Genomic DNA, 14,222 nt, shown 5'->3' with positions numbered 1-14,222 from the left:
CGGGCTGCATGCCCACGCAGAGCGTGGGAACGATCAGGCGCTACGCCAGTTCAGGATCAGCAAGGTCAACACCCCCGCCACAATCCCCCAGAACGCCGAACCGATGGAGAACAGCGTCAGCCCCGACGCCGTGACCATGAAGGTGATCAACGCCGCTTCCCGCTCCTTCACTTCGCTCATGGCGATGCTCAAGCCATTGATGATCGACCCGAACAGCGCCAAGGCCGCGATGGACAGCACCAGCTCCTTGGGCAGCGCCGCGAACAACGCCGCCAGCGTGGCGCCGAACACCCCGGCAATCCCGTAGAAGATCCCGCACCAGACCGCCGCCGTGTAGCGCTTGTTGCGATCTTCGTGGGCGTGGGGGCCGGTGCAGATGGCCGCGCTGATGGCCGCCAGGTTGATGCCATGGGAGCCGAACGGTGCCAGCAGCAGCGAGGCGATGCCGGTGCTGGTGATCAACGGCGAGGCCGGCACGTTATAACCGTCGGCCCGCAGCACGGCGATGCCGGGCATGTTCTGCGAGGTCATCGCCACCACGAACAGCGGAATGCCGATGCTGATGGTGGCCGCCAGGGAAAAGTGCGGCGTGGTCCAGACCGGCGTCGCGACTTCCAGGGCAAAGCCGCTGAAGTCCAACAGCCCCAGCAGGCCCGACAGCGCCGTACCGATCAACAGTGCCGCCAGTACCGCGTAGCGGGGCGACAGGCGCTTGACGATCAGGTAGGTGAAAAACATCCCCAGCACCAGGCCGGTGCGATGCTGGGTGGCGACGAAGATCTCGCTGCCGATCTTGAACAGGATCCCCGCCAGCAACGCCGCCGCCAGCGAGGCTGGAATACGCTTGACCAGGCGCTCGAAACTGCCGGTCAGGCCGCAGATCGTCACCAATACTGCACAGGTGATATAGGCGCCGATGGCCTCGCCGTAACTCACACCGCCCAGGCTGGTGATCAGCAGCGCCGCGCCGGGTGTCGACCAGGCGATGGTGATGGGCGTGCGATAGCGCAGCGACAACCCGATGGAACACACCGCCATGCCGATGGAAATCGCCCAGATCCACGAAGAAATCTGCCCACTGGTCAGCCCTGCCGCTTGCCCGGCCTGGAACATCAGCACCAGGGAACTGGTGTAGCCGGTCATCATCGCAATGAACCCGGCGACGATGGCTGAAGGCGAGGTATCGGCCAATGGACGAAGTGGTGTGGTCGTGACTTCGGTCATGGTGGGCGGTGGTCCTTGTTGTAGATTGACTGGGCTTGATCGCGCCGCAGGTTTTGGGTTTGAAGCCTAAACTCAACGCAGTAGCCGATTGCAATACAGCCATGCCCGCAAACAGCCGTACAGTCGTGTTGCCATCAGAGGTTGTGTACAATCGAGCTGTTTTTTACGCGATACTTGCCAGCGACCCGCTGTGCCGTATTACAGTCACGGTCAATTCGCCGCAGTTCTCCCGACTCGAGTGCCCATGAACGAACAGTTGCAGCCCCTCAAGAAACAACCGCGAGCCGGTAAAGCCGGCCGCAGCGGAACCCAGGACGATATTGTCTATGCGCATATCTTCGAGGCCATCCTCGAACAACGCCTGGCGCCCGGTACAAAGTTGAGCGAAGAGGCACTGGGGGAGATTTTCGGGGTCAGCCGCACGATCATTCGCCGGGCGCTGTCACGCCTGGCTCACGAAGGCGTGGTGTTGCTGCGGCCCAACCGCGGTGCCGTGGTGGCGAGCCCGAGTGTCGAAGAGGCTCGCCAGGTATTCATGGCCCGGCGCCTGGTGGAAAGGGCGATCACCGAATTGGCGGTGCAGCACGCCACGGCCGAACAATTGGCTGAGCTGCGGCAGATGGTCAGCGATGAGCGCGACAGTTTCTCCCGTGGCGACCGCGGCGCCGGCATCCGTTTGTCGGGCGAGTTCCACCTCAAGCTGGCCGAAGCGGCGAAGAACGCCCCGCTGATCAGCTTCCAGCGCAGCCTGGTGTCCCAGACGTCGCTGATCATCGCCCAGTACGAAAGCGGCAACCGTTCCCACTGTTCCTATGACGAACACACCCAGCTGATCGACGCCATCGAGGCTCGCGATGCGACGCTGGCAGTGGACCTGATGATGCATCACATGGACCACATCGACAGCAAGCTCAACCTCGACGAGGAAAGTGCGTCGGATGACTTGCATGCGGTGTTCTCGCACCTGCTGCAGAGCAAGAAGCCTGGGCGGTCGACCGCTAAGCTCTAACCCCCCCGACCCTGATCGTTCCCATGCTCTGCGTGGGAACGCAGCCCGGGACGCTCCGCGTCCCAAAAGCCGAACGCAGAGCGTCCGTTGAGGCATTCCCACGCAGAGCGTGGGAACGATCAAAAATCTACCGCTGATGCACCAATTTACCGGCCGCATAAGTCTGCGCCACCGTCCGGTCATCCCCCAGCGTCATCAACACGAACAACCGCTCGGCAATGTCCTTGGCCTGCTTGAGGCGATAGCCCAGCAGCGGCGTGGCGTTGTAGTCCAGCACCAGGAAATCCGCATCGGTACCCGGTTGCAACGTCCCGATCTTGTCCTCCAGGCGCAGGGCCCGGGCGCCGCCGAGGGTGGCCAGGTACAGCGACTTGAACGGGCTCAGCCGCGCGCCCTGCAACTGCATCACCTTGTAGGCTTCGTTCAGGGTTTGCAGCAGCGAAAAACTGGTGCCGCCACCCACGTCGGTGCCCAACCCCACGTTCACTTTATGCTTCTGCGCCATCGGCAGGTTGAACAGGCCGCTGCCGAGGAAAAAGTTCGAGGTCGGGCAGAAGGCTATGGCCGAACCGGTCTCGGCCAGGCGAGCGCATTCGTCGTCACATAAGTGCACGCCGTGGGCGAACACCGAACGTTCGCCGAGCAGTTGGTAGTGGTCGTAGACGTCCAGGTAGCCCTTGCGCTCCGGGAACAGCTCTTTGACCCATTGCACCTCCTGCAGGTTTTCACTGATGTGGGTCTGCATGTACAAGTCTGGGTATTCCCCCAGCAACTGACCGGCCAAGGCCAGTTGTTCCGGAGTGCTGGTGGGGGCGAAGCGCGGGGTCACGGCGTAGTGCAGGCGGCCCTTGCCGTGCCAGCGCTCGATCAGCGCCTTGCTCTCGGTGTAGCTGGATTCGGCGGTGTCGACCAGGTAGTCCGGGGCGTTGCGGTCCATCATCACTTTGCCGGCGATCATCCGCAGGTCGAGCTTCTGGGCCACTTCAAAAAACGAATTCACCGATTGCGGGTGCACGCTGCCGAACACCAGTGCGGTGGTGGTGCCGTTGCGCAGCAGTTCCTTGACGAAAATATCGGCCACGGCATCGGCGTGGGCCTTGTCGGCGAACTGGCTTTCGCAGGGGAAGGTGTAGGTGTTGAGCCAGTCCAGCAATTGCTCGCCATAGGCGCCAACCATGCCAGTCTGGGGCAGGTGGATGTGGGTGTCGATCAGGCCGGGGGTGATCAGCGCGTCCGGGTAATGAGTGATTTCGATGTCAGTTGCCAGGGTCGGCAGCAGGTCATGGGCGTGGCCGATGGCACTGATCTGGCCGTTTTCCACCACCAGCAAACCGTCTGCGAAATATTCATAGGACGCCTCGATACCGACTTCGGCCGGGTCGGCGAGGCTGTGGAGCAGGGCGGCGCGGTAGGCTTTGCGTGTCAGGGGCATGGGAATTCTCAACGAGTGTTCAACGGTTCGCCTGGCTGCGGCGCGAGGCCGGCAGCAGCTTGGCAATCGGTTCGGCGCGGGCGGTGTGCTGGCCGAAGTCGGCGTTATAGGTGGCGATGATTTCGCCGGTGATGGAGATGGCGATTTCCACAGGCAACTTGCCTTTGACTTCGCCGATGCCCATCGGGCAACGCATGCGCTGCAAGGTGCTGCTGTCAAAACCACGATCACGCAGGCGATGCTCGAACTTGACCCGTTTGGTCTTCGAGCCGATCAGGCCGAAGTAGGCAAAGTCGTTGCGCTTGAGGATCGCGGCGCTCAGTTCCAGGTCGAGCTGATGGTTGTGGGTCATGACGATGCAGTAGCTGCCGACGGGCAATTCGTCGACTTCATCCAGTGGCTCCTCGGTGACGATCTTGCGCACGCCATGGGGCAGGTGTTCGGGGAATTCCGCCTCCCGTGAGTCGATCCAGCGCACCTTGCAGGGCAGGCTCGCCAGCAGCGGCACCAGGGCACGGCCGACGTGGCCGGCGCCGAACACGGCGATCTGCGCCTGGACCTGGCCCATGGGTTCGAACAACAGTACGGTGACGCCGCCGCAGCACTGGCCCAGGCTCGCACCGAGGCTGAAGCGCTCCAGATGGGTGTTCTGCTGGCCGCTGGCGAGCATGTGCCGGGCGATTTCCATGGCCTTGAATTCCAGGTGTCCGCCACCGATGGTGTCGAACGTCTGGCTGGCGCTGATGACCATCTTCGAACCGGCGTTGCGCGGGGTGGAGCCGAGCTCTTCGATGATCGTCACCAGCACGCACGGTTCACCGCGGGTTTGCAGGTCGGCGAGGGCGCTGATCCAGTTGTACATATTCACCTCGACATCTTTGTTGTCTGTTCCGGCCTCATCGCGAGCAAGCTCGCTCCCACAGGGGATTTGTGAACACCGACCCAATGTGGGAGCGAGCTTGCTCGCGATTGGCCGCGCCGCGGTCTAAAGCGAAGCCAACTCGGTTTCAGCTTCCCCAACCTCCACCGCCCTCAACCCGCGCATCTGCTCACACCCCCACAACACCCGTTCCGGTGTTGCCGGGGCGTCGATGTTCGGTTGGTGCCGGTAATCCCCCAGGCTCGCCACGGCGTCCTTGATGGCGCACCACGCGGCGATGCCGAGCATGAACGGCGGCTCGCCCACGGCCTTGGAGTGGAACACCGTGTCTTCGGGGTTCTTGCGGTTTTCCACCAGCTTGACCCGCAGGTCCAGCGGCATGTCGGCCACGGCGGGGATCTTGTAGCTGGCCGGGCCATTGGTCATCAGCTTGCCCTTGTCGCTCCACACCAGTTCTTCCATGGTCAGCCAGCCCATGCCCTGGATGAAACCACCCTCGACCTGGCCGATGTCGATGGCCGGGTTCAGCGAGGCGCCGACGTCGTGGAGGATGTCAGTGCGCAGCATCTTGTACTCGCCGGTGAGGGTGTCGACGATCACCTCGGCACAGGCCGCGCCATAGGCGTAGTAGTAGAACGGCCGGCCACGGGCCTGGCTGCGGTCGTAGTAGATTTTCGGGGTCTTGTAGAAGCCGGTGCTCGACAGCGAAACCTGGGCGAAATACGCCTGCTGCACCAGCGACTCGAAGGTCAGGATGTGATCGCGCACCCGCACATGGCCGTTGTGGAATTCCACGTCCTCTTCGCTGACCTTGTACTGTCGCGCGGCGAATTCCACCAGGCGCCGCTTGATGGTTTCGGCGGCGTTCTGCGCGGCCTTGCCGTTCAGGTCGGCACCGCTGGAGGCGGCGGTGGGCGAAGTGTTCGGCACCTTGTCGGTGTTGGTCGCGGTGATTTGCACGCGGTCCATTTCCACCTGGAACACCTCGGCCACCACTTGCGCGACCTTGGTGTTCAAACCCTGGCCCATTTCGGTGCCGCCATGGTTCAGGTGGATGCTGCCGTCGGTGTAGACGTGGATCAGCGCCCCGGCTTGGTTGAGGAAACTGGCGGTAAAGGAAATGCCGAATTTGACCGGGGTCAGCGCCAGGCCCTTTTTCAGGATCGGGCTATTGGCGTTGTAGCGACGGATCACTTCGCGGCGTTCGGCGTACTGGCTGCTTTCTTCAAGCTCGGCGGTCATTTCCTCGAGCATGTTGTGCTCGACGGTCTGGTAGTAGTGGGTGACGTTGCGTTCGGTCTTGCCGTAATAGTTGGCCTTGCGCACGGCCAGCGGATCGAGCCCCAGGTGCCGGGCGATGGCATCCATCACCTCTTCGATGGCGACCATGCCTTGGGGCCCGCCGAAACCGCGGTAAGCGGTGTTCGACGCGGTGTTGGTCTTGCAGCGGTGGCCGTTGATGGTCGCATCGCCCAGGTAGTAGGCGTTGTCGGCATGGAACATCGCCCGGTCGACGATCGAGGCCGACAGGTCCGGCGAGCAACCGCAGTTGCCGGCCAGTTCCAGGGCGATGCCGTGCAGGCGTCCGGTGCTGTCGAAGCCGACGTCGTATTCGATGTAGAAGGGGTGGCGCTTGCCGGTCATCAGCATGTCTTCGACACGGGGCAGGCGCATCTTGGTCGGCTGGCCGGTGAGGTGCGCGATGACGGCGCACAGGCAAGCCGGGCTGGCGGCCTGGGTTTCCTTGCCGCCAAAGCCGCCGCCCATGCGGCGCATGTCCACCACGACTTTGTTCATCGACACGCCCAGCACCTCGGCCACCAGTTTTTGCACTTCAGTGGGGTTCTGGGTCGAGCAGTAGACGAGCATGCCGCCGTCTTCGGTGGGCATCACCGAGGAAATCTGGGTTTCCAGGTAAAAGTGTTCCTGGCCGCCGATGTGCAGCGAGCCCTGGATGCGATGCTCGGCGCTCGCCAGTGCCGTGGCCGAATCGCCGCGCTGGTGGGTGTGGCTGTCGAGCACGAAGTGCCGCTTGCGCAGGGCCTCGACCACGTCCAGCACCGGTTCCAGGTCTTCGTATTCGACGATGGCCGCCATCGCCGCCTTGCGCGCGGTGTCCAGGTCCTTGGCGGCGACGGCCAGCACTGGTTGGCCGACGAACTGCACGTCATCGATGGCCAGCAATGGATCACCCGGCAACAGCGGGCCAATGTCCTTCAGGCCAGGGATGTCTTGGTGGGTAATGGCGATGCGCACGCCTTCGAAGGCGTAGCAGGGCGTGGTATCGATGCGAATGATCCGGGCGTGGGCGCGGTCCGACAGCCGGGCATAGACGTGCAACTGGTTCGGAAACTCCAGGCGATCATCGATGTACTGGGCCTCGCCGGACACATGCTTGGCGGCGCTGTCGTGCTTGACGCTGCGGCCCACGCCGGTGGTCAGGTCGCGGGCGAACAGCTCGGCGAGTTCGGCTTGGGTCTTCTCTACGGTGTGATGGTTAGACATAAGCGGTCACCCGAGTCTCGATGTGCGGCGTTTGCAGTTCGATGAAGTATTTGCGCAACAGGTTGCGGGCGCTGAGCAGGCGGTATTCCTTGCTGGCGCGGAAGTCCGACAGCGGCGTGAAGTCTTCGGCCAGTGCGAGGCAGGCGCGTTCGACGCTGCTGTCGGTCCACGGCGCACCGATCAATACCGCTTCGCAATGCTTGGCGCGTTTGGGCGTCGCGGCCATGCCGCCGAAGGCCACGCGGGCGTCGCGGACCACGCCGTTGTCGATGCGCAGGTTGAACGCCGCGCACACGGCGGAAATGTCGTCGTCCAGGCGCTTGGAGACCTTGTAGGCGCGGAACGCCTGTTCGGCGCTGGCCCGTGGCACGATGATCTTTTCGATGAATTCGCTTTCCTGGCGGGCGGTGACCCGGTAGTCGATGAAATAGTCTTCCAGGGCCAGGGTGCGGCGGGTCTGGCCCTTGCACAGCACGATCTGCGCGCCGAGGGCGATCAGCAGGGGCGGCGAGTCGCCAATCGGTGAGGCGTTGCCGATGTTGCCGCCCAGGGTGCCCTGGTTGCGGATCTGCAGCGAGGCGAAGCGCTGCAGCAATTCGCCAAAGTCCGGGTACTCTGCTTTCAGGGCTTCGTAGCAATCGGAGAGGGCGGCGGCGGCGCCGATTTCCAGGCGATTGTCGAAGCGTTCGATACGCTTGAGTTCGGCGACGTTGCCCACGTAGATCATCACCGGCAGTGTGCGGTGAAATTGCGTGACTTCCAGGGCCAGGTCCGTGCCGCCGGCCAGCAGGCGCGCCTGGGGATAGGCATCGTAGAGATCGGCCAGGTCGGCGACGGTCAGCGGCACCAGGCAGCGTTTGTCGCCACTGTTAAGCTCGCCGGTCTCGGTCGGCGCAATGGCTTTGAGGCGGGCGATGGTTTCGGTTTCGCGGGCATCGAACTGGTCTGGCTGCTGGCCACAGCAGGCCTGCTCGGCAGCGGCCAGGATCGGCCGGTAGCCGGTGCAACGGCAGAGATTGCCGGCCAGGGCTTCGTGGGCTTTATGGGCGTCGGGTTGCTCGCTGTTCTTTTGCAGGGCGAACAGCGACATGACGAAGCCCGGTGTGCAGAAGCCGCATTGCGAGCCGTGGCAATCGACCATCGCCTGCTGGACGCTGTGCAGTTGGCCCTGGTGCTTGAGGTCTTCGACGCTGATCAGTTGCTTGCCGTGCAGGGACGAGACGAAGGTCAGGCACGCGTTGAGGCTGCGATAGCGAATGCGTTCGCGGCCATCGGCGTCCGTTTCCAATTCGCCCACCACCACGGTGCACGCGCCACAATCGCCGCTGGCGCAGCCTTCTTTGGTGCCTGGTTTACCAACGTGTTCGCGTAAATAGTTGAGCACGGTCAGGTTCGGGTCCAGGGCGTGCTCGCTACGGAGTTCCTGGTTGAGTAAAAACTGGATCACGGAAGGCCTCGCAGACTCATTATTGTTGTATCGACGTGGGCTGAATTTATCAGTTCTGACTTTTCGGTCAACGATTTTCTGACTTAAAGGTCAAGAAATTCCACTTGGTCGATGAACAACGATCTATGGACACTGTAGAACCCTGTGGGAGCCGAGCTTGCTCGCGATGACAGCGGTACATTCAGTATGGATGCAAGATGACAGACCGCTATCGCGAGCAAGCTCGCTCCCACAGGTTCTTCCACAGGTTCTGTTTCAGCAGGAAAGCTCAAACTTTTTTTGCTTGAATCGTGCCAAAAACCCGGTACAGGCCCTGCGCCATGACGTATCGAGTGCGCTACACTGCGCCGCTTGTGCAAATCGAAGAGTTTGAAGGACAACCATGACGTTCAAGGCCCCGGACAGCCTCGCCGAGCAAATCGCCCATCACCTCGCCGAACGCATCATTCGCGGTGAAATGAAACCGGGAGAGCGCATCCAGGAGCAGAAGGTCACGCTGGCACTCAACGTCAGCCGCGGCTCGGTCCGCGAGGCCTTGCTGATCCTGGAACGACGCCACTTGATCGCGATCCTGCCGCGCCGTGGCGCCCACGTCACCGAACTCACCGAACACAAGGTGCGCAGCCTCTGCACGCTGATGAGCGAGCTGTACATCCTGCTGGGCAACGCCGTGGCCCATGGCTGGAAAGAGCAGGCCGACATGGCGCCGTTCGTAGCGATCCAGCAGCGTCTCAACGACGCCTACGCGCGCCAGGACATCCGTACCTTCGTCGATGAAAGCTTCAGCGTGATGCGCGCCGCCTATCCCTTTGCCGACAACCCGTACTTGCAGGAAACCGTCGAGAACCTGCAACCGGCCATGAGCCGTGCCTATTTCCTGGCCCTGGACCAGCGCAAGGCGGAAATGAGCGAGTTCCTCGACCTGTTCCAGCGCCTGCTCGCCGCTGTGCTGGCCCGTGATTTACCGCAGATCCGCATCGTGCTCACGGCCTACGCCCAGCGCAGTTGCGACCTGGTGGTCTCTGCCTTGACGAAGGCCTGAACGTGCGGCTCAAGTGCATCAAGCTGGCGGGGTTCAAATCCTTCGTCGACCCGACCACGGTGAACTTCCCCAGTAACATGGCGGCGGTGGTCGGGCCCAATGGTTGCGGCAAGTCGAACATCATCGATGCCGTGCGTTGGGTGATGGGCGAGAGCTCGGCCAAGAACCTGCGCGGCGAGTCGATGACCGACGTCATCTTCAACGGCTCCACCAGCCGCAAGCCGGTGAGCCAGGCCAGCATCGAGCTGGTGTTCGATAACTCCGACGGTACCCTGGTCGGCGAATACGCGGCGTATGCGGAAATCTCCATTCGTCGCAAAGTGACCCGCGACAGCCAGAACAGCTATTTCCTCAACGGCGCCAAGTGCCGGCGTCGCGACATCACCGATATCTTCCTCGGTACCGGCCTGGGCCCGCGCAGCTACTCGATCATCGAACAGGGCATGATCTCCAAGCTGATCGAGGCCAAGCCCGAAGACCTGCGCAACTTCATCGAAGAAGCCGCCGGTATTTCCAAATACAAGGAGCGGCGGCGCGAGACTGAAAACCGCATTCGTCGCACCCACGAGAACCTCGCGCGCCTGACCGATCTGCGCGAAGAACTCGAACGCCAACTCGAGCGTTTGCACCGTCAGGCCGAGGCCGCGAAGAAGTACCAGGAATACAAGGGTGAGGAGCGCCAGCTCAAGGCCCAGCTGTCGGCCCTGCGCTGGCAAGCGTTGAACGAGCAGGTCGGCCAGCGTGAGGCGATCATCGGCAACCAGGAAGTCAGCTTCGAAGCCCTGGTGGCCGAGCAACGCAACGCCGACGCCGCCATCGAACGCCTGCGTGACGGACACCACGACCTGTCCGAGCGCTTCAATCTGGTGCAGGGGCGCTTCTATTCCGTGGGGGGCGACATCGCCCGGGTCGAGCAGAGCATCCAGCATGGTCAACAACGACTGCGGCAGTTGCAGGATGACTTGAAGGAAGCCGAGCGGGCGCGCCTGGAAACCGAATCGCACCTGGGTCACGACCGCACGCTGCTGCTGACCCTTGGCGAAGAACTGGACCGGCTCACGCCAGAGCAGGAAATCACCAGCGCCGCCGCCGAAGAGGCCGCCGCAGCCCTGGAGGAAGCCGAGCTGACCATGCACGGCTGGCAAGAGCAGTGGGACAGTTTCAACCTGACCTCGGCCGAGCCGCGGCGCCAGGCTGAAGTCCAGCAGTCGCGCATCCAGCAGTTGGAAACCAGCATGGAGCGCCTGGCCGAACGTCAGCGCCGCCTGTCCGAAGAGCGCGCCTTGCTCGCGGCGGATCCGGAGGACGCGGCGATTCTGGATCTGAGCGAGCAACTGGCGGCCAGTGAAGCCACCCTCGAAGACTTGCAGGCCAGCGAAGATGCCCAGGTCGAACGGCTCGAGCAACTGCGCCAGGCCTTGCAACTGGCCTTGCAGAACCAGCAGCAGGGCCAGGGCGAATTGCAGCGACTCAATGGACGCCTGGCCTCGCTGGAAGCCCTGCAGCAAGCCGCGCTGGACCCAGGCACCGGCACCGCCGAATGGCTGCGCGATCAGCATCTGGCCGAGCGTCCGCGACTGGCCGAGGGCCTGAAGGTCGATGCCGGTTGGGAGCTGGCGGTGGAAACCGTGCTGGGTGCCGATCTGCAGGCGGTGCTGGTGGATGACTTTGGCGGCTTCGATTTGTCGGGTTTCACCCAGGGCGATCTGCGCCTGCTCAGCCCGGCTGACGACGGCGTACGAATCCCCGGCAGCTTGCTGGACAAGGTCGAGGCCCAGGTTGACCTGTCGCCCTGGCTGGGGCAGGTCAAACCGGTGGACAGTCTTGAGCAAGCCTTGGCCCTGCGTGGGCAATTGGCGGTCGGCGAAAGCCTGATCAGCCGTGACGGGTATTGGGTCGGCCGGCATTTCCTGCGGGTACGCCGGGCCAGCGAAGCCGAGAGCGGCATGCTTGCCCGTGGTCAGGAAATCCAGCGCCTGAGCGAAGAGCGCGAAGAGCGCGAGGCCAGCGTCGAAGCCCTGGAAACCGAATTGCAGAACCTGCGGGCGCAACAGCGTCAGCAGGAGAACGGCCGCGAACACCTGCGGCGGCTATTGCAGGATGAAGCGCGCCAGCAAGGCGAGCTCAAGGCGCAGTTGTCGGCCGGCAAGGCCAAGGTTGAACAGCTGGCGCTGCGCCGCACCCGCCTGGAAGAAGAAATCGCCGAACTGGGCGAGCAGCGGGCGTTGGAGCACGAACAGATCGGCGAGGCGCGCTTGCAACTGCAGGAAGCCCTCGATGCCATGGCGCTGGACACCGAGCAGCGCGAACTGCTGCTGGCCCAGCGCGACAGCCTGCGCGAGCGCCTGGACCGGGTGCGTCAGGAAGCACGCCAGCACAAGGACCATGCCCATCAGTTGGCGGTGCGCCTGGGCTCGCTCAAGGCTCAGCACGATTCCACGCGCCAGGCGTTGGAACGGCTGGAAATGCAGTCCGAACGCCTGACCGAAAAACGCGAGCAGTTGAGCCTCAATCTGGAGGAGGGTGAAGCGCCGCTGGAGGAGCTGCGCCTCAAGCTCGAAGAGTTGCTCGACAAGCGCATGAGCGTCGACGAAGAGCTCAAGACGGCGCAGATCGCCCTGGAGGACGCCGACCGTGAACTGCGCGACGCCGAAAAGCGCCGCAGCCAGGCCGAGCAGCAATCGCAACTGATTCGCGGCCAGATGGAACAGCAGCGCATGGAGTGGCAGGCCCTGACGGTGCGGCGCAAAGCCTTGCAGGACCAGTTGCTGGAAGACGGCTACGACCTCGACGGCGTGCTGGCCACCCTGGTGGCCGGGGCGAACGAGAAGGACGCCGAGGAGGAGCTGGAACGCATTGCCCAGCGCATCCAGCGCCTGGGGGCAATCAACCTGGCGGCCATCGACGAGTACCAGCAGCAGTCCGAGCGCAAGCGCTACCTGGACGCTCAGAACGACGATCTGGTGGAGGCGCTGGAGACCCTGGAAAACGTCATTCGCAAGATCGACAAGGAAACCCGCAATCGCTTCAAGGATACCTTTGATCAGATCAACGGCGGTTTGCAGGCACTTTTCCCAAAAGTTTTCGGTGGCGGCAGCGCTTACTTGGAACTGACGGGCGAAGATTTACTCGATACAGGGGTGACAATCATGGCGCGTCCTCCTGGCAAGAAGAACAGCACCATCCATTTGCTCTCCGGTGGCGAAAAGGCGCTGACCGCGTTGGCCCTGGTCTTTGCCATCTTCAAATTGAACCCGGCGCCGTTCTGCATGCTCGACGAAGTCGACGCACCACTGGACGACGCCAACGTAGGCCGTTACGCACGGCTGGTGAAGGAGATGTCTGAAACGGTGCAGTTCATCTACATCACCCACAACAAGATCGCCATGGAAATGGCCGATCAGTTGATGGGGGTGACCATGCATGAGCCGGGCTGTTCGCGGCTGGTGGCGGTGGATGTGGAGGAGGCCATGGCAATGGTGGATGCCTGAAGAACGGTTTGTAGGGCTTCTACTTGGAACGCTGTAGGTATTTTTTACCCTGGGGCCTGTTGTTCAAATCACAGATTGGACACAAGCCTGTGCGACAGACGGTGTAAAGTTATCTTTGGTCGTGCTAGTTTAATGTCAATTTTTCGTATGCGTGGGCAAAACGCCATTCAGAACATAGAGTTGGCGCCACGTTTTAAAGCGGTTTGCAAATAGCTAAGCCCCTTATTTTTCAGCATTTTTATAGAGGCACGGGATTACATGGAAATCGGTCTGCGCGAGTGGCTGATCGTCATCGGCATCATTGTCATTGCCGGTATTCTTTTCGACGGCTGGCGCCGCATGCGCGGCGGTAAGGGGAAACTGAAGTTTCGCCTGGACCGCAGCCTTTCGAACCTGCCCGATGAGGATGACAGCGCCGAACTGCTAGGCCCGCCCCGGGTGCTGGACACCCACAAGGAGCCGCAGCTGGACGAACACGACTTGCCGTCGATGAGCGCGCCTGCCCGTGAGCCACGGGAGTCGAGTTCCAAGCGCGGCAAGCGCAACAGCGAGCCGTCCCAGGGTGATTTGAACCTGAACCTCGACCTGGATGGTGGCCCGAGCTTCAGCAGTCGCGACAGCGATTTCCCGGACGAGAACAAAACCTCGAGCGCCGACAAAGACCAGGCCCAGGCTGAAGAAGTGCTGGTGATCAGCGTGATCTGCCGCGACCCGGCCGGCTTCAAGGGCCCGGCGTTGCTGCAGAACATCCTGGAAAGCGGCCTGCGTTTCGGCGAGATGGACATTTTCCATCGTCACGAGAGCATGGCCGGCAACGGCGAGGTGCTGTTCTCCATGGCCAACGCCGTCAAGCCTGGCGTGTTCGACCTGGATGACATCGATCATTTCAGCACGCCGGCGGTGAGTTTCTTCCTCGGCCTGCCGGGCCCGCGTCATCCCAAGCAGGCCTTCGACGTGATGGTGGCCGCGGCTCGCAAGCTGTCCCAGGAGCTCAATGGCGAACTCAAGGATGACCAGCGCAGTGTGCTGACTGCCCAGACCATCGAGCACTATCGCCAGCGCATCGTCGAATTCGAGCGCCGGGCATTGACCCAGAAGCGCTGAGGCCAAAGATCGCTGGCCTGCAGGAGCTGACGAGTGCAGCTCCTGCACGCGATCGAAGTATTGAGAATGAGCAGCCTAGGCTGCTCTT

At 62.5% G+C, this 14,222-nt stretch carries 9 protein-coding genes; 4 read left to right on the top strand and 5 right to left on the bottom strand.

What is annotated here, in order from left to right:
- Nucleotides 1–33: 33 nt before the first annotated feature.
- A complete protein-coding gene (locus KGA89_RS27815) occupies nucleotides 34–1,224 on the bottom strand; it encodes a benzoate/H(+) symporter BenE family transporter (RefSeq protein WP_003199555.1) in 1,191 nt (396 codons plus the stop codon).
- Between the two features lie 244 nt (nucleotides 1,225–1,468).
- On the opposite strand from KGA89_RS27815, the gene KGA89_RS27810 reads away from it, so the two are divergent.
- Complete coding sequence (locus KGA89_RS27810; RefSeq protein ID WP_003183531.1) at nucleotides 1,469–2,233, top strand: GntR family transcriptional regulator; 765 nt, start codon at nucleotides 1,469–1,471, stop codon at nucleotides 2,231–2,233.
- Nucleotides 2,234–2,360: 127 nt separating this feature from the next.
- On the opposite strand, the gene guaD is transcribed toward KGA89_RS27810, so the two are convergent.
- From guaD to xdhA, 4 genes are all read right to left on the bottom strand, one after another.
- Nucleotides 2,361–3,665 carry a guanine deaminase gene (guaD, locus tag KGA89_RS27805; protein WP_003199558.1) on the bottom strand — a complete coding sequence of 435 codons (1,305 nt, stop codon included), beginning with the start codon at nucleotides 3,663–3,665 and terminating at the stop codon, nucleotides 2,361–2,363.
- Between the two features lie 19 nt (nucleotides 3,666–3,684).
- Nucleotides 3,685–4,527: a xanthine dehydrogenase accessory protein XdhC gene (xdhC, locus tag KGA89_RS27800; protein ID WP_003199560.1), complete on the bottom strand. Its 843-nt coding sequence runs from the start codon at nucleotides 4,525–4,527 to the stop codon at nucleotides 3,685–3,687.
- A gap of 123 nt (nucleotides 4,528–4,650) precedes the next feature.
- Nucleotides 4,651–7,050, bottom strand: a complete 2,400-nt coding sequence (xdhB, locus tag KGA89_RS27795; RefSeq protein ID WP_223473052.1) for a xanthine dehydrogenase molybdopterin binding subunit — start codon at nucleotides 7,048–7,050, stop codon at nucleotides 4,651–4,653.
- Nucleotides 7,043–8,497 carry a xanthine dehydrogenase small subunit gene (gene xdhA, locus KGA89_RS27790; protein WP_069971037.1) on the bottom strand — a complete coding sequence of 485 codons (1,455 nt, stop codon included), beginning with the start codon at nucleotides 8,495–8,497 and terminating at the stop codon, nucleotides 7,043–7,045. Before xdhA ends, xdhB begins: the two co-directional genes overlap by 8 nt.
- 382 nt (nucleotides 8,498–8,879) lie before the next feature.
- Here xdhA and KGA89_RS27785 point away from each other — a divergent pair, with 382 nt between their 5' ends.
- The 3 genes from KGA89_RS27785 to zipA all read left to right on the top strand — a co-directional run bounded on the left by KGA89_RS27785 (nucleotide 8,880) and on the right by zipA (nucleotide 14,134).
- A complete protein-coding gene (locus tag KGA89_RS27785; RefSeq protein ID WP_003199566.1) occupies nucleotides 8,880–9,539 on the top strand; it encodes a GntR family transcriptional regulator in 660 nt (219 codons plus the stop codon).
- Nucleotides 9,540–9,541: 2 nt separating this feature from the next.
- The gene (gene smc, locus KGA89_RS27780) at nucleotides 9,542–13,030 is read left to right on the top strand and encodes a chromosome segregation protein SMC (RefSeq protein WP_223473051.1); all 3,489 of its coding nucleotides are present in this window, start codon (nucleotides 9,542–9,544) and stop codon (nucleotides 13,028–13,030) included.
- A 258-nt stretch (nucleotides 13,031–13,288) separates the two neighbouring features.
- Nucleotides 13,289–14,134: a cell division protein ZipA gene (gene zipA, locus KGA89_RS27775; protein WP_003199570.1), complete on the top strand. Its 846-nt coding sequence runs from the start codon at nucleotides 13,289–13,291 to the stop codon at nucleotides 14,132–14,134.
- The last annotated feature ends 88 nt before the right edge of the window (nucleotides 14,135–14,222 follow it).

The organism is Pseudomonas sp. A-RE-22 (genome assembly GCF_019956035.1).
GTDB classification, from domain to species: domain Bacteria; phylum Pseudomonadota; class Gammaproteobacteria; order Pseudomonadales; family Pseudomonadaceae; genus Aquipseudomonas; species Aquipseudomonas brassicacearum.
Note: the sequence above shows the minus strand (reverse complement) of the source record. Positions and strands in the feature narration are given on the sequence as shown.

Bases quoted from the DNA above. Each gene is read 5' to 3' on its own strand.
- KGA89_RS27785 (WP_003199566.1), top strand. From the start codon at position 8,880: ATGACGTTCAAGGCCCCGGACAGCCTCGCCGAGCAAATCGCCCATCAC.
- zipA (WP_003199570.1), top strand. From the start codon at position 13,289: ATGGAAATCGGTCTGCGCGAGTGGCTGATCGTCATCGGCATCATTGTC.
- KGA89_RS27810 (WP_003183531.1), top strand. From the start codon at position 1,469: ATGAACGAACAGTTGCAGCCCCTCAAGAAACAACCGCGAGCCGGTAAA.
- guaD (WP_003199558.1), bottom strand. From the start codon at position 3,665: ATGCCCCTGACACGCAAAGCCTACCGCGCCGCCCTGCTCCACAGCCTC.
- KGA89_RS27815 (WP_003199555.1), bottom strand. From the start codon at position 1,224: ATGACCGAAGTCACGACCACACCACTTCGTCCATTGGCCGATACCTCG.
- xdhB (WP_223473052.1), bottom strand. From the start codon at position 7,050: ATGTCTAACCATCACACCGTAGAGAAGACCCAAGCCGAACTCGCCGAG.
- xdhC (WP_003199560.1), bottom strand. From the start codon at position 4,527: ATGTACAACTGGATCAGCGCCCTCGCCGACCTGCAAACCCGCGGTGAA.